We start from the raw sequence: 16,737 nt of genomic DNA on the forward strand, positions 1-16,737 counted from the left end.
TGGGATAAATCGGTAATCAGGTATTGTTACCACAGGCGGCTGCCCAGCGGGCCCGGAAGGGGGGCGAAATCGTGCCGGCGGCTGCCCCGACTGGGTACAATTCCGGACATGTCCGAAGCCGTAACAAACCCGCCCCCATTTGTACATTTGCGCGTCCATTCCGAGTTCTCCGTCTCGGATGGCATCGTGCGCATCTCCGATCTGATCAAGCGCGTGGCCAAGCTGGGCCAGCCGGCCGTGGCGCTGACAGACCTGTCGAACATCTTCGGCCTGATCAAGTTCTACAAGGGCGCGCGCGGCGCCGGGGTCAAGCCGGTGGCCGGCAGCGATGTCTGGCTGACCAACGACGATGACCGCGAAAAGCCGTTCCGTCTCCTGCTGCTGGTGCGCAACCACCAGGGCTACCTCAACCTGTGCGAGCTGCTGACGCGCTCGTTCCTGGAGAATCAGTACAAGGGGCGCGCCGAGGTGCGCCGCGAATGGCTGCAGGGCCAGGAAGGGCTGATCGTGCTGTCGGGCGCGCGCGGCGGCGACGTCGGCCAGGCGCTGGAAGCCGGCAATGCCGTCACGGCGCTGTCGCTGGCGCGCCAGTGGGGCCAGCTGTTTCCGGGTTCGTACTACATCGAATTGCAGCGCGCCGGCTTCGACGGCGACGAAACCTATACCCAGGCCGCCATGCGGCTGGCCGCCGAGGCGGGGCTGCCGGTGGTGGCCACCCATCCGGTGCAGTTCCTGGACCGCGACGAGTTCCAGGCGCACGAGGCGCGCGTGTGCATCGCCGAAGGCGAGATCCTCGCCAATCCGCGGCGGGTGCGGCGCTACACGCAGGACCAATATCTGCTCAGTTCCGAGGAAATGGCGCGCCGCTTCGCCGACGTGCCCTCGGCGCTGGCCAATACGGTCGAGATCGCGCGGCGCTGCAACCTGACCCTGGTGCTGGGCAAGCCGCGCCTGCCGAACTTCCCCACGCCGGACGGCGTGACGCTGGACGACTACCTGGTCCAGCTGTCCGAGGAAGGCCTGGAAAAGCGCCTGCAGTTCCTGTTCCCCGACGAGGCCGAGCGCAACGCCAAGCGCGACCAGTACTACGAACGCCTGCGCTGGGAGTGCAAGACCATCATCCAGATGGGCTTTCCCGGCTACTTCCTGATCGTGCAGGACTTCATCAACTGGGGCAAGAACAACGGCGTTCCGGTCGGGCCGGGGCGGGGCTCGGGCGCCGGCTCGCTGGTGGCCTACGCGCTGGGCATTACCGACCTGGATCCGATCCGCTACGACTTGCTGTTCGAGCGCTTCCTGAATCCGGAGCGGGTGTCGATGCCTGACTTCGATATCGACTTCTGCCAGGACAACCGCGAACGGGTCATCGACTACGTCAAGATGAAGTACGGGCGCGAGGCGGTCAGCCAGATCGCCACCTTCGGCACCCTGGGCGCCAAGGCGGTGGTGCGCGACGCCGGCCGCGTGCTGGACATGCCCTACCTGTTCTGCGATGCCCTGTCCAAGCTGATCCCGTTCAACCCGGCCGACCCGTGGACGCTGGAGCGCACGCTCAAGGACGAGCCGGCCTTCAAGGACCGCTACGAGCAGGAAGAGGAAGTGCGCGCCCTGGTCGACCTGGCGCGCCCGCTCGAAGGCCTGACGCGCAGCATCGGTATGCACGCCGGCGGGGTGCTCATCGCGCCGGGCAAGCTGACCGATTTCTGCCCGCTGTATTGCCAGCCCGGCCAGGAGAACAGCGCGGTCTCCCAGTTCGACAAGGACGACGTCGAGGCGGCCGGCCTGGTGAAGTTCGACTTCCTGGGCCTGCGCAACCTGACCATCCTGGACTGGGCGGTGCGCTTCGTGCGCCAGTTCAATGCCGACAAGCGCGACTTCGACGTCATGGCCCTGTCGCTGGACGACCAGGCCGCGTACAAGGTGCTGTGCGACGCCAACACGACCGCGGTGTTCCAGCTTGAATCGCGCGGCATGAAAGAGCTGCTCAAGAAGCTGCGCCCCAGCACTTTCGAAGACATCATCGCCATGCTGGCCCTGTACCGGCCGGGGCCGCTCGAATCCGGCATGGTGGACGATTTCGTCAACCGCAAGCACGGCCGCGCCGCGGTCGATTATTTCCACCCGGACCTGGAAGGCACCCTGCGCAGCACGTACGGGGTCATCGTCTACCAGGAACAGGTGATGCTGATCTCGCAGATCATCGGCGGCTACTCGCTGGGCGGCGCCGACCTGCTGCGGCGCGCCATGGGCAAGAAAAAGCCCGAGGAAATGGCCAAGCACCGCGAACTGTTCGAGCAGGGCGCGCGCGAGAAGGGGCATGATCCCGACCTGGCGGTCAAGCTGTTCGACCTGATGGAGAAGTTCGCGGGCTACGGCTTCAACAAGTCGCACTCGGCCGCCTATGCGCTGATCGCCTACCAGACCGCATGGCTGAAGGCCTACCATCCCACCGAGTTCCTGGCCGCCACGCTGTCGTCCGACATGGACGATACCGACAAGGTGCAGATCTTCGTGCGCGACGCCCAGGACAACGGCGTCGAGGTGCTGCCGCCCGATGTCAACGCCTCGGGCTATCGCTTCGAACCGGTGGCGGACAAGCACACCGAGCAGGGCAAACCGCCGCGCACCATGCGCTACGGCCTGGGCGCGGTCAAAGGCACCGGGCAGGGCGCGGTCGAGGAAATCCTGCGCGCGCGCCAGGAGGGCGGCCCGTTCGCCAATCTGTTCGACTTCTGCCGCCGCGTCAGCAAGCACGCGGTCAACCGGCGCACCATCGAGGCCCTGATCAAGGCCGGCGCGTTCGATACCATCGAACCCAACCGCGCCGCCATGCTGGCCTCGGTCGGTACGGCGATGGAGGCGGCCGAGCAGGCCGCGCGCAGCGCCAACCAGTCGTCGCTGTTCGGCGACGACAGCGGCGACGTGGTCGCCGGCGAGCTGACCAAGGTCGCGCCCTGGAACCTGCACACCACGCTGACCGAGGAAAAGACGGCGCTGGGCTATTACTTCAGCGGCCACCTGTTCGACGCCTGGCGCGACGAGGTGCGCCGCATCGTGCCCATGCAGCTGGCGCGCCTGGAGCCGCAGCGCGACCTGCAATGGATGTGCGGGGTGCTGGCCGGCGTGCGCACCATGATGACGCGGCGCGGCAAGATGGTGTTCGCCGTGCTCGACGACGGCACGGCGCAGATCGAGATCTCGGTGTTCAACGAGCTGTACGAGAAGCACCGCGGCCGCCTGCGCGAAGACCAGTTGCTGGTGGTGCAGGGCAAGGTCAGCAACGACGAGTACTCCGGCGGCATGCGCATCGTGGCCGAGCAGCTGTACGACCTGCAGCTGGCGCGCGAGGCGCGCGCCAAGTCGCTGCGCATCCGGCTCAACGGCCAGGCCGACGCGGCGCGCCTGCGCCAGCTGCTCAACCCGTTCCGGGCCGAGCCCGAGAACGGCGTGCCCGGCGTGCCGGTCGACGTGGTCTACCGCAGGAACAATTTCCTGTGCACGGTGCGGCTGGGCGAAGACTGGCGCGTGCGCATGGCCGACACGCTGCTCGAGAACCTGAACGACTGGGCCAAGCCCGACGGCGTCGAGGTCACCTACTGATGCGGCCATTGCGTATCGTGCATTCCGAAGCCGCCACCAGTTTCGGCGGCCAGGAAGGGCGCATCTTCAAGGAAATGACGGCCATGCGCGAGCGCGGCCATCACATGGAGGCGATCTGCCAGCCGCAGGCCCAGCTGGCGCGCCGCCTGGCCGAGGCCGGCTTCACCGTGCACACGCTGGAAATGGACGGGCCGCGCAATTACCTGCGCGGCGTGCTGAGCCTGCGCCGCCTGCTGCGCCAGGGCCGCTACGACGTGCTGAACACGCACAGCCGGCGCGATACCGTGATCGCCGCGGCCGCCGGCCGGCTGGCGGGCACGCCGCTGATTGTGCGTACCCGCCACCTGTCCAACAAGGTCGGCTCGCTCTGGTCCTATACCGGGCTGCCGCACCGCGTCACCACGGTCAGCGACCACGTGCGCCAGCACCTCATCGAACGCGGCGTACCCGCCGGCCATATCGCCACGGTGTATTCGCCCATCGTGCTGCCGCCTCCCATCGAACACTCGACCCTGCGCGGCGAGCTGGGCCTGGCGGCCGACGATATCGTGGTCGGCTGCGTGGCGGTGATGCGCGCCACCAAGGGGCACCGCGAACTCATCGACGCCATGCGGCCGCTGATGGCCGAGCGTGCCAACCTGCACCTGGTGTTCGTCGGCGGCGGCTCGCCGGTGTTCGAGCAGACCCAGGCCTACGTGGCCGAACTGGGCCTGCAGGCGCGCATCCACCTGATGGGCACGCGCAACGACGTCCCCAACCTGCTGGCCGGTTTCGACCTGTTCGCCCTGGCCACCCGCCAGGAGGCTTCGGGCACCGTCTATGTCGAGGCCGAAGCCTGTGGCCTGCCGGTCGTCGGCACCGACGTGGGCGGCGTGTCCGAGATGATGCGCGATGGCGAGACCGGCATCCTGGTGCCGGTGGACGACCCGGCGGCGCTGGGCGCCGCGCTGCGCCGCCTGATCGACGACCGCGCGTTGCGGCGCCGCATGGGCGAGGCCGGCCGGCGCATGGTGCGCGACGAAAAGGTCTTCGCGCCCGAACGGCTGGCCGAGCGCACCGAGGCCATCTACCGGCAGTGGCTGGCGGAGCGCGGCCATGCGTAACGCGCCCAATGTCCCGGTGCTGATGTACCACCACGTCACCCCGGCCGGCGGCATGATCGCCGCCACGCCCGAGGTGTTCGAACGGCAGATCGCCGCGCTGGCGCGGGCCGGCTACCGCTCGCTGGGCACGGCCGAGTTCGCCGCCTACCTGGACGGCGCCCCGGTGCCCGAGAAATCGGTGCTGATCACCTTCGACGACGGATACCTGAACAACTGGGTGTATGCCCACCCGATCCTGCAGCGCCACGGCATGAAGGCCGTGCTGTTCCTGATCACCGGCCTGCTGGGCGATGGTCCGGCGCGGCCCTGCGCCGGGCAGGACGGGCCGCTGCCGCCCGCGCCCGACCACGACGAAAGCAAGCGCCTGATCGCCGCCGGACGCGCCGACGAGGTCATGCTGCGCTGGAGCGAAGTGCAGGCCATGCTGGCGGCGGGCACCTTCGAGGTGCATTCGCACACCCATACCCATACGCGCTGGGACAAGCAGTGCGGCCCCGACGTCGCCGCCAAGCGCGCCCATATCGCCCAGGAGCTGGCCGATTCGCGCCGGGCGCTGCAGGCCCGGCTGGGCGAGGTCAGCGACCACCTGTGCTGGCCCCAGGGCTATTTCGACGCCGACTATGTACAGGCGGCGCGCGACGCCGGCTTTCGCCATCTCTACACCACCGACGCCCTGGGCCAGAACGTCCCGGGCGGCGATCCCGCACACATATACCGCTTCGCGGTGCGCAACCGCGCCGGCGGCTGGCTCAACCGCCGCATCTGGCTGGCGCGCCATCCTTGGATCGGCCCGCGCTATCACGCCTGGAAGGCCTGGAAGAAAAAGCTGAGGAGGCGCGCATGACGCTGTCGGTCATCATCATTACCAAGAACGAAGCGGCCAACATCCTGGCATGCCTGGAGTCGGTGGCCTTCGCCGACGAGTTCATCGTGGTCGATTCGGGCAGCACCGACAACACCGTCGAGCTGGCGCGCGATTTCGGCGCGCGCGTCGAGGTCACGCCGGACTGGCCGGGATTCGGACCGCAGAAGAACCGTGCCCTGGACCTGGCCACGGGCGACTGGGTGCTGTCCATCGATGCCGACGAGCGCGTCACGCCCGAGCTGGCGAGCGAGATCCAGGCCGCCATGGCCGGCGCCACGGCCGATTGCTACGAAATCGCCCGGCTGTCGGATTTCTGCGGCCGCTTCATCCGTCACAGCGGCTGGTGGCCCGATTACGTGCTGCGCCTGTTCCGGCGCGGCAGCGCGCGGTTCACCGATGCGGCCGTGCACGAGCGCGTCGTGCCGGCGCAGGGCCAGCCCGCGCGCCTGCGCGGGCACTTCCTGCACTACCCGTACAACAATTTCGACGCCCTCATCGCCAAGGTCAATCGCTATTCCTCGGATGCGGCCGCGATGATGCATGCGCGCGGCAAGCGCGCCACGGTGTTCTCGGCGCTGGGTCATGGCTTCTGGACCTTCGTGCGCATCTACCTGATCCGCCGCGGCTTCCTGGATGGGTGCCACGGGCTGGTCCTGGCCGTGACGGCCGCCGCCGGCAGCTTCTTCCGCTATGCCAAGCTGATGTTCCTGTCCGAGCCGCGCAAGTGAAGATCCTGTACACCAATTTCCATGGCCGCAACGGCGGCGGCCATGTCACCTATGTCATCAACCTGGCGCGCGCGCTGGCGCCCGGGCACGCCCTGACCGTGGCGGTGCCCGGCACCAGCCGGCTGTACCGCTATGCGCGAGAGATTCCCGGCGTCGAGGTGGTGGACATGCAGTACACCACGCGGCTGTCGTCCTGGTTCCATGACCGGGCGGCGCTGCGCCGGCTGATCGCCGAGGGCGGCTACGACATCATCCATTGCAACGGCTCGGCCGACCACAAGCAGGTCATGCTGGCCACGCTGGGGCTGCGCCGCCGTCCGCGCATCGTCTTCACCAAGCACAACGATCATCCGTTGGGCAGCCTGGGCAATCGCCTGCGCGCCACGCTGGCCACCGATCACAGCATCGCGGTCAGCGCCTATGTGCACGGCCTGCTGGCCGATTCGCCGTACAGCCGCCATCCCATCACCACCGTGCGCCACGGCATCGACACCGATTACTACGCGCCGCCCGACGCCGCGACCGCCGCGCAATGGCGCGAGCGCTATTTCGGCCCGGACTGGCGGGGCCGGCTGCTGCTGGGCAGCGCGGGGGGCACCGATTACGACAAGGGCTGGCTCGACCTGGTGGCTGCCGCGGGCAGCCTGCCCGCGCCGCTACGCGAGCGCGTCCGCATCCTGGTGGCGGGCGATCCGCCCAACCAGGCCAAGCTGGATCGCGTGCGCGAACACGGCATGCAGGACCAGATGGTGTTTCCCGGGCTGCTCGACGACGTGCGCGAGGCGCTGGGCGCCTGCGATGCGGGCTATGTGCTGTCGTACCGCGAGGCCCTGTCGTTCGCCTGCCGCGAAATGATGGCGCTGGGCAGGCCGGTGCTGGCCAGCAACGCCGGCGGGCTGCCCGAGAACATTACCGCGGGCCGGGATGGCTGGGTCGTGCCGGTGCGCGACGTGCCGGCCATCGCGGCGGTGTTGCGCGAGATGCTGGAGCAGCCGGAGCGGCTGGCCGAGATGGGCTGCCAGGCGCGCGCCACGGCCGAGCGCGAGTTCGGCCTGCGCGATTTCGCGCAGGCCACGCTGGCCGTCTATCAGCGCACGTTGAGCGCCTGATCGCGCGGTCCCACCCGCGGGGGCGTGGCCGGGCGGCGGCCGTCCGGGTGCGGCGCCAGGTCGGCGTATGCATAAACGTCGCGCTTGGCGTCGATCACCCGTACCGGCCGGCCCGCGCAAGCCGGGGCGGCGGGACGGTGCTTGCAATCGTCCACGCCGGTCGCCACGCCCAGCCAGTCCAGGATCAGCCCATAGTTGTCCTCGGTGGAATAGGGCGCGTCGTATTCGCGCCGTGCCGGGGCCGGCGCGGCGGGACTGTTCCAGATGAACATAGGAATATCGAATGCCTCGCGCGAGGGCCGCACGCCGCCGTGATAGAACGTGCCCAGCACGCTCTCGTGGCGTTCCAGGCCGTGGTCGGGGTAGAACAGCAAGGAGGCGCGCCGCTCGCCCAGCCGGTCCATTACCGCGCCCAGCAGCGCGTCCACATAGCGGATCGAATTGTCGTAGCAGTCCTCGTAGGGCGCGCCGCCCTGGTACACCGTGGCCGTTTCCGGGTAGCGCGTGCAGTAGTTGTCGTGATTGCCATTGATATGCAGGAAGACCACTTTCCTGCCCGGCTCGGCCAGCGCCGCGTCCAGCAGCGGCAACAGGGCCTCGTCGTACGGCGCGTCGGCCCAGGTCTTGAAATGGGCCATGTTGGCCATGGCCGTGACGGGCGTGTCGTAGCGGCCCAGCCTGGCCTGGTTGCTCAGCCAGTAAGTGCGGAACCCTGCGTCGCCGGCCAGCGCCACCACGTTGTCGCCGAATAGCCGCGGGTCGTAGCTGTCCACCGTGGCCGCGCTCAGGGTCAGCGGCACCGCCATGATGGTCAGCGGCGCGGGCGCGGCGGCCTGGGTGTACAGCGTCATGCGGTCGCGTTCGGCCTCCGCCCGCGGCGTGGTGTCGCGCGCGTAGCCGTACAGCCCCCAGTTGGCGCGCCGCGCCGATTCGCCCACCACGACGACATAGGTGTCGATGCCGGTGTCGCGCCGGGTCAGCGCGTGGGTGACGCGGTGCCTGCCCGCCGTGTCGAGCAGCGACTGGTCGTAGCTGGCCTGGATGAAATAGCGCATGTTGAACATCGGCGAACGCGAAACCGTGCGTTCGATCGACGGGTAGTACTCGTCCGCCGCGCCGCGCATCGCCAGCTCATAGCGCAGCCACGAGCCGAAAAAGACCAGCGCGGTGGCGGCCGCGCCCAAGGCCAGCCAGCGCGTGGGCAATTCGTGCGCGGCACGCCGCACCACCCACAGCAGCAGCGCCAGCACCGCCAGGGTCAGCGCGGCCGAGCGCCAGTGCTGGGTGAGCAGCTGGACGGTCTCGTCGTAGTTCGTCGTCAGGATGCTGTAGGCAAAACCGAAGTTGAAGCGCTGGCCATAGGCTTGGTAGCAGAACTGCGCCAGCCCCAGGTTCGCCGCCAGGCCCGTGCACAACAGCACGGCCGCCGGCCGCGTCCAGGCGCGCCGCCACAACAGGGCGCAGGCCAGCATCAGGGTGACGCCCAGCAGATAGACGCGCGGCGAGAACGAGTCGCCATGCAGGCGGGCTTGGATCCAGATCGGGGCGATGCCGGCAACGAGAAGCGGCACCCAGGCTTGCAGAAAGCGGGTCATGGCAATACGGAGGCAGGAAGGAGGGCATGGACGCGGCGCGCGGGGGGCGCGCGGTCCGGCACGGCGGCGGCGGGCGCCCTAGCGATCGGGCAGGCGTTCGCGGCGCGGGGCGGGCTGGCGGGGACTCGAACGATGCGCGCGCCGATGGCGCGCCGGGACTGCTGGTCTCTGCATGGGGCGGCGCCGGTCGCGGCGTCGGTCTTTTTACAAGGTGCTTATTTTGTTATAATTATACGTTATTTGATTTAATTTGACATATTATGGCGCTCTCGCTCGCGTCTGTCATTTTTGATCGACTTAACGGCAGCATCGCGGGAATCTTGAGCCGGCCTCACTGGCATCGATCCCCATATAATCCGGCATCATGCCTATCCCCATTCTCATGTACCACCAGATCGGCGAGCCGGCGCCACGCGGCACGCCGTATCGCGGACTGACGGTCCATCCTGCCAGCTTCCGCCGCCAGATGACCTGGCTGCGGCGCTTTGGCTATCGGGGCCTGTCGATGCGCGACCTGATGCCCTATGTGCGCGGAGAGCGCAGCGGCAAGGTATTCGGCATCACGTTCGACGACGGCTACCGCAACGTGCATCGCAACGCCATGCCCGTGCTGGGCGAACTGGGCTTTACCGCCACCAACTATTTCGTGGCCCACCAGCTCGATGGCGGCAACGTGTGGGATCTCGAAAAAGGCATCCCGTTCTCGGCGCTCATGAACGCACAGGAAATGCGCGAGTGGCACCAGGCCGGCAACGAGGTCGGTTCCCACACGCTGGACCACGTGCACCTGCCGCGCATGGCCGCCGACGAAGCGCGGCGCCAGATCTGCCAGTCCAAGGACGAACTCGAACAGGTGCTGGGTGCGCCGGTGACGGCTTTCTGCTATCCCTATGGCGACTACACGGACGAGCATCGCGCCATGGCGCGCGAGGCCGGCTACGACAACGCGACCCTGACCGTGCGCGGGCTGGCCTCGGCCGCCGACGATCCCTACGGCCTGCCGCGCGTCACGGTTTCGCGCTCGACCCACTTGCTGCGCTTTCTGCAAAAAACCCTGACCGGCTATGAAGACAGGCGCCGCCGCGGATAAGCGGCGTTTGCGTATTGCGCTGCTGGTCGACCGGTTCGGCAATCGCTTCGGCGGCGCCGAAGCCTATGGCGTCGAATTGATGCGGATCCTGGCGCGGCGGCACGACGTCACGGTGGTGGCGCGCGAATACGACAGCGACCTCGCCTTGCCCTTTCTGCCGGTGCGTGTCAGCTGCCGCCTGCCCAGCTGGCTGCGGGTGCTGTATTTCGCTTGGCGCGCCGCGCGCCTGACGCGCGCCGGCTTCGACATCGTCCATTCCCACATGAACGGGGGAGCGGGCGATGTGCAGGTCATGCACGTCACGCCCGTGCGCTACAACTGGCTGTGCCGGCCGGGCTTGCGCCGGCGCCTGACGGCCTGGACCAGTCCGCGGGTGGCCACCTACCTCGCGCTGGAAAAGGCCCGCGTGGCCCAACGGCCGGGCAAGCGCGTGGTGACGGTGTCCGAGCTCATCGTCGAACAGATGCGCGACGCCTACGGCGTGGGCCTGCCCATGGAGACGATCCCGCCTGGCGTCCAGCTGCCCGCGCCGTCAGACCCGGCGCGCCGGGCCGCCACGCGCGTGGCGCTGGGCTGGGGCGAGGACGACCTGGTCTGCCTGCTGGTGGCGCGCAACCCGCTGCGCAAGGGGCTGCCGGCGCTGCTGGCCGCGCTGGCGCACTTGCCGGCCCGCTACCGCCTGCTGGTGGTCGGCGCCGATGGTCCGGCGCGCCAATGCGTCGGCGACAGCGGGCTGGCCGATGGCCGCGTCCGCCTCGTCGACCCCACGCCGGGTGTCGCGCCTTACTACGAGGCGGCCGACATCTACGTGCACCCGACGCTCAACGACAGCTACGGCATGGCGCCGCTGGAGGCCATGTCGCATGGCTTGCCCGTGGTGGTGAGCAGCGCCGATTATTGCGGTTTCGCGCAGTATCTGGCCGATGGCCGTGATGCGCTGATCCTGCGCGACCCGCGCGACGGCGCCGAGGTGGCGCGCGCGGTGGCCGCGATCGGCGATGGCGCGCCCCTGCGCGCCGCGCTGTCGGCCGCCGGCCTGGCGCTGGCGCGCGCGCAGAGCTGGGAGGCGGTCGCCGCCCGCTACGAGACCTTGTACGAAACCCTGTTGCGCGAACGCGCGGTCGGCTGACGTCTGCGGTATCGGCGCCCGTCAACACTGCGGTGTGCCTGTCCCAGTGGGGACAGGCACACCTCGCCGCGGATGTCAGCTCCCGTCCGGGGACACAGGCACCCTTGCCACAGGTGTCGCTCCCTCAGCGCGCCGGCAAGGTAAGTTCTTCCAGTTTCAGCAGCCAGGTCATGGCCTGCTCCCGGTCGTCGGCGCACAGTTCGGTGCTCGGTTGCAGCGAGGAGCAGACGTCGGGCCGGTCGGGATGGCCGAAAATCCGGCAGCGCATGTCGTCGTCGAGCTGCACGCATCTGGACCCGGCGGGCTTGCCCTGCGGCATCCCCGGGATGGGACTCGAAATGGATGGCGCGATGCAGCAGGCGCCGCAGCCGGGCCGGCACGATAGCGTGGCGGACATGCCGTTACACCCAGCCGCGCAGCCAGTAGACGAACAGGCCGGCGTATTCCTTGATGATGGAGCGGCTGGCGTCGAAGCTGCGCTGGTCGGGCAGCCAGGGCGACAGCGAGCCGTCGGCCGGCGCTACGATCTGCGGCGGCGCGGGGGCGGCGATGGCCTGCACGCCCTGCTTGGAGAACGCCGCCATGGCGCGCGGCATGTGCAGCGCCGAGGTCACCAGCAACACCTTCTGGATGCCGTGCTGGCGCAGCGTGTCTTCCGTCAGCGCCGCGTTCTCGTAGGTGGTGCGGCTGGCGTTCTCCAGGATCAGAGCGCTTTCCGGCACGCCATGCTGGCGCATCCGGTAGGCCATGCCGCGCGCTTCGCTGATGTCGCCCTCGAGCGCGCCGCCCGACAGCACCACCTTGGGCGCGCGGCCGGCCTGGAACAGTTCGGTGGCGGTGTCCACGCGCACTACCGCGGTTTCCTTGTCATACGGCAGGAACCAGTTGGCGCGGCCATTGGCGGTATTGCCGCCCAGCACCACGATGGCGTCGGCGGTGGGCGACTGGTCCGGAGGCAGGTGCGGGTAGCGCGACTCCAGCGCCCCGCCCAGCCACAGCGAGGTGGCCGGCAGCGACCAGGCCAAGGCCCACAGCAGGCCGCCGGCGATCAGGGCCGCACCCGTCTTGCGCAGGCGGAACAGGCCCAGCACCAGGCCGAGGACGACCAGCGTCAGGCACAGATTCAGGGGAATGATCAGATTGGTGAGGAAACTCGATATGGCCATGTCGGGTTGGGTTTACGCGCCGCTCAGTAGTTCGAGCGATTTTTCCATTACTTGTTCTGGCCCTGGCCAGCGTGTTTCGGAGCCCAGGCAGACCGCCCGGGGCGACCACGGGCCGGTGCGCCCCGGGCGGGTCACGCCGAACAGCGTCAACTGGCGGGCATCGACCGCCGCCGCCACATGGGACACGCCTGAATCATTGCACACAACCAGGGCGGCGCGCTGCGCCAGGGCCGCGAAGGCGCCCAGCCCCAGCGGCGGCAGCAGCGTGGCGGAGGGCGCGTTGCGGCGGGCCTCGGCGACTTCGGCCGGTGGGGGGCACATTACCACGGTCTGGCCGCGTTCCTGCAGGGCGCGGGTCAAGGCGTCGAAGCCCGGCCATACCTTGACCTTGCCCTTGTGCAGGCCGGTGGCGGTGGGGGCGATCAGCACGAACGGCCGGCCGGCCAGCTGCTGCGCCTGCAGCAATTGCCCGGCCGCGTCGCGATGCGCCTGCGTCAGCGGCAGGTCCAGCAGCGCGCCCGGCTCGACGGGCCCGGCCGGCAGGCCCCAGCGCTGCAGGGCCGCGCGGGTCAGGTAGTGCCACGACTGCACCGCGTGCAGGCTGGCGCCGGGCTTGTCCACCGGCCAGCGCAGCAGCGGACTGCGGCCGTCGTCGCGGTAGCCCGCGCAGGGTATGCCGGCCAGCCGGAACACCGCGGCGCTCGACAGCGAGTCCGGCAGCAGCAGGCCGCGCGTGGCGGCGCCGCCGCCCAGGGCGCGCCGGTGCGCGGCCACCGTGGCCCGGTCGCGCAGCACCTTGCCGGTCATGGGCAGGAAATCCTGCTTCGGCACGCCGGCCAGCAGGTCGCGCGCCCAGGGGCGCGCGCAGACGACCAGCGGCGCGCCGCTGTCCTGCAGCGTGCGCAGGCTGGGCAGGCTCATACAAACATCGCCGATCCAGTTGGGCAGGCGGACATAAATGCACGAAATGGTGGTCATCGGAGTGTGCGTGGCATGCTGGCGTGGCGGCCGGGTCGGCCGGACGGTTGTCGGGCGGCGGGTGGCCGACGGTACAATCCCGGGCACGATTGTATTAAAGCGAGTGTTTCCTTGAATTCTGCCGCACGCAATGCGCCCGCCGGCTCCCAGCCGGTCAAGGCCGAACTCTGGAAGCGGGTCTACAGCCGCGTAGGCTCTTACTGGAAGGGGCTGGTGCTGGCCGTCCTGCTGATGGCCGGCGCCGCCGCGACCCAGCCCACGCTGGCAGTCATCATGAAGCCGCTGCTCGACGATGGCTTCTCGGGCGCCAAGCCGCATTATGTCTGGTTCCTGCCGCTGGCGGTGGTGGGGCTGATCCTGCTGCGCGGAATCTGCAATTTCTTCAGCGACTACCTGCTGGCCTGGGTGGCCAACAACGTGCTGCGCGGCATCCGGGGCGAGATGTTCGAGCGGCTGCTGGGCCTGCCCGATGCCGACTTCAAGCGCGGTGACACCGGCCGCCTGCTCAACCGCTTCACCATCGACGCGGGCAACGTCACCGGCTACGCCACCGACGTCATCACGGTGCTGGTGCGCGAAACCCTGGTCGTCATCGCCCTGATCGGCGTGCTGCTGTACATGTCGTGGGCGCTGACGCTGATCATCCTCGTCATGCTGCCGGTGTCGGTGGGCATCGCCCGCGCCTTCACGCGCCGGCTGCGCCGCATCAACCGCGAAACCGTCAACATGAACGCCGAGCTCACCCGCGTGGTCAGCGAGGGCATCGACGGGCAGCGTGTCATCAAGCTGTTCGACGGCTATGACGCCGAGCGCCGCCGTTTCGACTTCGTCAACTCGCGCCTGCGCCGCTTCGCGATGCGCAGCGCCACCGCCGACGCGGCGCTCACGCCGCTCACGCAGGTGTGCATCTCGGTCGCCGTGGGCGCGGTCATCGCCGTGGCCCTCAGCCAGGCCAACAGCGGCGCGCTCACCGTCGGCAGCTTCGCCTCGTTCATGGCCGCGCTGGCGCAGATCTTCGATCCGATCAAGCGCCTGACCAACCTGGCCGGCAAAATGCAGAAAATGCTGGTGGCCGCCGAAAGCGTGTTCACCCTGGTGGACCAGACGCCCGAGGCCGACGCCGGCACGCGCGCCTTGCCCGAACCGGTGCGCGGCAAGGTCGAATTCCGTGCGGTCAGCCATCGCTTCCCGGACGCCGATCGCGATACCGTCAGCGCCGTGTCGTTCCTGGTCGAGCCGGGCCAGACCGTGGCCCTGGTCGGACGCTCGGGCAGCGGCAAGACCACTCTGGTCAACATGCTGCCGCGCTTTGTCCTGCCCGATGGCGGCGACATCTTGTTCGACGATGTGCCCATCCAGGATCTCACCTTGCGCAGCCTGCGCTCGCATCTGTCGCTGGTCAGCCAGGACGTGGTGCTGTTCGACGACACCATTGCCGCCAACGTGGGTTATGGCGCCGGCGGCACCGTCGACGACGCGCGCGTTCGCGACGCGCTGGCCGCGGCCAACCTGCTGGAGTTCGTCGACGGCTTGCCGCTGGGCATCCACACGCCGGTGGGCCAGAATGCCGCCCGCCTGTCGGGCGGCCAGCGCCAGCGCCTGGCGATCGCCCGCGCCCTGATCAAGAACGCGCCGGTCCTGATCCTCGACGAGGCGACCTCGGCGCTGGACAACGAATCCGAGCGCCAGGTGCAGGCATCGCTGGAGCGGCTGATGCGCGGGCGCACCACGCTGGTCATCGCCCACCGGCTGTCCACCGTGCAGAACGCCGACCGTATCATCGTGCTGGACGCCGGCAAGATCGTCGAGCACGGGCCGCACAGCGAGCTGTTGGCCGCCAACGGCCTGTACGCCTCGCTCTACAACATGCAGTTCCGCGAGGACTGAGGCCCGCGCCGGCGGGCCTGCGTCAGCAGCGCCGCTCCTGCCAGCAGCGCCGCGGCGGTCGCTGCCACGACCGCGTACGCATGGTCGAACGCCTGGTAGGCCATCGGCAACACCTGTTGCGCCCATTGCGGCGCCATGGTTTCGGCAGCGGCCAGCGCCTGGTCCAGGCTGTCGCGCAACTGCGCGGCGGCCGGCGCATCGGCCGGCAATACCAGCGTGCGGGTGTAGACCGTGGTCATGATGCTGCCAAACAGCGTCACGCCCAGCACGCTGCCCAGTTCGTATGCCACTTCCTCGATCGAGGCGGCCATGCTGGCGCGGTCGGCGGGCGCGTGCAGCATGACAGCGGTCGAGGCGGCGGTCATGGCGCCGCCCAGGCCGGCGCCCAGCAGGGCCAGCACCGCCATCTGGCCGGCTAGCGGCCACTCGGTGCCGACGACCATGCCGGCCGCCCCGAGGCCGGCCAGGGCCAGCGCGGTACCCATGACGCGGCGCTCGCCCGCGCGGCCCAGCCACAGGCCGGCCAGCGGTCCGGCCGCGGCCGCCGCCAGCGGCACCGGCAACAGCAGCAGCGCGGCCTGCAGCGGCGTCATGCCCTGCACCAGCTGCAGCCGCTGGCTGAGCACCAGCTCCACGCCCACCAGCGTCAGCATGGCGATCAGGGCGACCGCGACGCCGCGGCTGAATCCGGCGTCGCGGAACATCCCCACGTCGATCATCGGCTCGGCCTGGCCGCGCTGGCGGCGCGCGAACAGCGTCATCGCCACGGCGCCCACCGCTACCGCAAGCATGGCCACGCCATAGTCCGGTGTCGGCTTGCCCAGTTCCTTCAGCCCGAACACCAGTCCCAGCAGCGCGGTCATGATCAGCACGGCCGCGCCCAGGTCCCAGGGACGATGGGCCGCCGGCCGCCCCGCCGGCACCAGCCGCCACGTCGGCCAGAGCAGGGCCAGCACCACGGGGACGTTGATCAGGAACACCGAGCCCCACCAGAAATACTCCAGCAGCACGCCGCCGACCACCGGCCCCAGGGCCGCCCCGCCGGAGGCGATGGCGGCCCATACGCCGATGGCCAGGGCGCGTTCGCGCGCGTCCGTGAACACATGGCGCAGGATCGCCAGGGTGGCGGGCATCATCAGCGCCGCGCCGATCGCCAGCAGGCCGCGCGCGACGATCAGCAGGGTGGCCGAGGGCGCATAGGCCACGCACAACGAGGCCGCGCCGAATGCCGCCAGCCCGCTGGTGAACGTGGCGCGCGGCCCCCAGCGGTCGCTCAGGGCGCCCATGGCCGGCAACAGGCCGGTGACCACCAGCGGATAGGCGTTGATGATCCATAGCTTTTCCGCTGCCGAGGCATGCAGGTCGTGGGTCAGGCGGGGCAATGCCGCATACAGTACAGTCGTATCGACCGTGATCAGGAAGAGGGCGCTGGCGATGATGGCCAGCACCAGCCAACGGTTTTGAGGCCGCATGATGGAATGCCTTGA

General features: G+C 69.2%; 13 protein-coding genes. 8 read left to right on the forward strand and 5 right to left on the reverse strand.

What is annotated here, in order from left to right; genetic code table 11:
• Window positions 1-108 precede the first annotated feature (108 nt).
• From dnaE to LK409_RS06490, 5 genes are read left to right on the forward strand one after another with little or no spacing between them, the layout of a single operon-like run.
• On the forward strand, window positions 109-3,600 hold the full coding sequence (dnaE, locus tag LK409_RS06470; RefSeq protein ID WP_003813231.1) for a DNA polymerase III subunit alpha: 3,492 nt from the start codon (window positions 109-111) through the stop codon (window positions 3,598-3,600).
• The gene (locus tag LK409_RS06475; protein WP_003816230.1) at window positions 3,600-4,703 is read left to right on the forward strand and encodes a glycosyltransferase family 4 protein; all 1,104 of its coding nucleotides are present in this window, start codon (window positions 3,600-3,602) and stop codon (window positions 4,701-4,703) included. The genes dnaE and LK409_RS06475 overlap by 1 nt, the downstream gene beginning before the upstream one ends.
• Window positions 4,696-5,547: a polysaccharide deacetylase family protein gene (locus LK409_RS06480; protein ID WP_010926808.1), complete on the forward strand. Its 852-nt coding sequence runs from the start codon at window positions 4,696-4,698 to the stop codon at window positions 5,545-5,547. The genes LK409_RS06475 and LK409_RS06480 overlap by 8 nt, the downstream gene beginning before the upstream one ends.
• Window positions 5,544-6,296: a glycosyltransferase family 2 protein gene (locus LK409_RS06485; RefSeq protein ID WP_010928162.1), complete on the forward strand. Its 753-nt coding sequence runs from the start codon at window positions 5,544-5,546 to the stop codon at window positions 6,294-6,296. The genes LK409_RS06480 and LK409_RS06485 overlap by 4 nt, the downstream gene beginning before the upstream one ends.
• On the forward strand, window positions 6,293-7,405 hold the full coding sequence (locus LK409_RS06490; RefSeq protein ID WP_010928163.1) for a glycosyltransferase family 4 protein: 1,113 nt from the start codon (window positions 6,293-6,295) through the stop codon (window positions 7,403-7,405). The genes LK409_RS06485 and LK409_RS06490 overlap by 4 nt, the downstream gene beginning before the upstream one ends.
• Here the strand turns inward: LK409_RS06490 and LK409_RS06495 are convergent.
• Complete coding sequence (locus LK409_RS06495) at window positions 7,384-9,000, reverse strand: phosphoethanolamine transferase (protein ID WP_010928164.1); 1,617 nt, start codon at window positions 8,998-9,000, stop codon at window positions 7,384-7,386. The genes LK409_RS06490 and LK409_RS06495 overlap by 22 nt on opposite strands.
• A 364-nt stretch (window positions 9,001-9,364) precedes the next feature.
• Here LK409_RS06495 and LK409_RS06500 point away from each other — a divergent pair, with 364 nt between their 5' ends.
• Window positions 9,365-10,090 (forward strand): polysaccharide deacetylase family protein, encoded by a 726-nt coding sequence (locus tag LK409_RS06500; protein WP_010928165.1) that lies wholly within the window; start codon window positions 9,365-9,367, stop codon window positions 10,088-10,090.
• A 7-nt stretch (window positions 10,091-10,097) separates the two neighbouring features.
• A complete protein-coding gene (locus tag LK409_RS06505) occupies window positions 10,098-11,219 on the forward strand; it encodes a glycosyltransferase family 4 protein (protein ID WP_076879806.1) in 1,122 nt (373 codons plus the stop codon).
• A 124-nt stretch (window positions 11,220-11,343) separates the two neighbouring features.
• Here the strand turns inward: LK409_RS06505 and LK409_RS06510 are convergent, their stop codons facing one another.
• The 3 genes from LK409_RS06510 to LK409_RS06520 are packed head-to-tail and all read right to left on the reverse strand — an operon-like array spanning window position 11,344 to window position 13,363.
• A complete protein-coding gene (locus tag LK409_RS06510) occupies window positions 11,344-11,616 on the reverse strand; it encodes a YkgJ family cysteine cluster protein (protein WP_003813217.1) in 273 nt (90 codons plus the stop codon).
• Window positions 11,617-11,620: 4 nt separating this feature from the next.
• Window positions 11,621-12,385: a YdcF family protein gene (locus LK409_RS06515; protein WP_003813215.1), complete on the reverse strand. Its 765-nt coding sequence runs from the start codon at window positions 12,383-12,385 to the stop codon at window positions 11,621-11,623.
• Between the two features lie 12 nt (window positions 12,386-12,397).
• Window positions 12,398-13,363: a glycosyltransferase family 9 protein gene (locus tag LK409_RS06520; protein WP_010926806.1), complete on the reverse strand. Its 966-nt coding sequence runs from the start codon at window positions 13,361-13,363 to the stop codon at window positions 12,398-12,400.
• 15 nt (window positions 13,364-13,378) lie between these two features.
• Between LK409_RS06520 and msbA the strand changes: the two genes are divergently transcribed.
• On the forward strand, window positions 13,379-15,250 hold the full coding sequence (msbA, locus tag LK409_RS06525) for a lipid A export permease/ATP-binding protein MsbA (protein WP_010928167.1): 1,872 nt from the start codon (window positions 13,379-13,381) through the stop codon (window positions 15,248-15,250).
• Here msbA and LK409_RS06530 read toward each other — a convergent pair.
• Window positions 15,223-16,722: an MFS transporter gene (locus LK409_RS06530; protein WP_010928168.1), complete on the reverse strand. Its 1,500-nt coding sequence runs from the start codon at window positions 16,720-16,722 to the stop codon at window positions 15,223-15,225. The two genes, msbA and LK409_RS06530, sit on opposite strands and share 28 nt — an antisense overlap.
• Window positions 16,723-16,737: the final 15 nt, after the last annotated feature.

Source organism: Bordetella parapertussis (assembly GCF_020735925.1).
GTDB classification, from domain to species: domain Bacteria; phylum Pseudomonadota; class Gammaproteobacteria; order Burkholderiales; family Burkholderiaceae_B; genus Bordetella; species Bordetella pertussis.

What these genes read in the sequence shown, in the direction of transcription:
- dnaE (WP_003813231.1), top strand. Translation starts at nt 109, where the DNA reads ATGTCCGAAGCCGTAACAAACCCGCCCCCATTTGTACATTTGCGCGTC.
- LK409_RS06475 (WP_003816230.1), top strand. Translation starts at nt 3,600, where the DNA reads ATGCGGCCATTGCGTATCGTGCATTCCGAAGCCGCCACCAGTTTCGGC.
- LK409_RS06480 (WP_010926808.1), top strand. Translation starts at nt 4,696, where the DNA reads ATGCGTAACGCGCCCAATGTCCCGGTGCTGATGTACCACCACGTCACC.
- LK409_RS06485 (WP_010928162.1), top strand. Translation starts at nt 5,544, where the DNA reads ATGACGCTGTCGGTCATCATCATTACCAAGAACGAAGCGGCCAACATC.
- LK409_RS06495 (WP_010928164.1), bottom strand. Translation starts at nt 9,000, where the DNA reads ATGACCCGCTTTCTGCAAGCCTGGGTGCCGCTTCTCGTTGCCGGCATC.
- LK409_RS06500 (WP_010928165.1), top strand. Translation starts at nt 9,365, where the DNA reads ATGCCTATCCCCATTCTCATGTACCACCAGATCGGCGAGCCGGCGCCA.
- LK409_RS06510 (WP_003813217.1), bottom strand. Translation starts at nt 11,616, where the DNA reads ATGTCCGCCACGCTATCGTGCCGGCCCGGCTGCGGCGCCTGCTGCATC.
- LK409_RS06515 (WP_003813215.1), bottom strand. Translation starts at nt 12,385, where the DNA reads ATGGCCATATCGAGTTTCCTCACCAATCTGATCATTCCCCTGAATCTG.
- LK409_RS06520 (WP_010926806.1), bottom strand. Translation starts at nt 13,363, where the DNA reads ATGACCACCATTTCGTGCATTTATGTCCGCCTGCCCAACTGGATCGGC.
- msbA (WP_010928167.1), top strand. Translation starts at nt 13,379, where the DNA reads ATGCTGGCGTGGCGGCCGGGTCGGCCGGACGGTTGTCGGGCGGCGGGT.
- LK409_RS06530 (WP_010928168.1), bottom strand. Translation starts at nt 16,722, where the DNA reads ATGCGGCCTCAAAACCGTTGGCTGGTGCTGGCCATCATCGCCAGCGCC.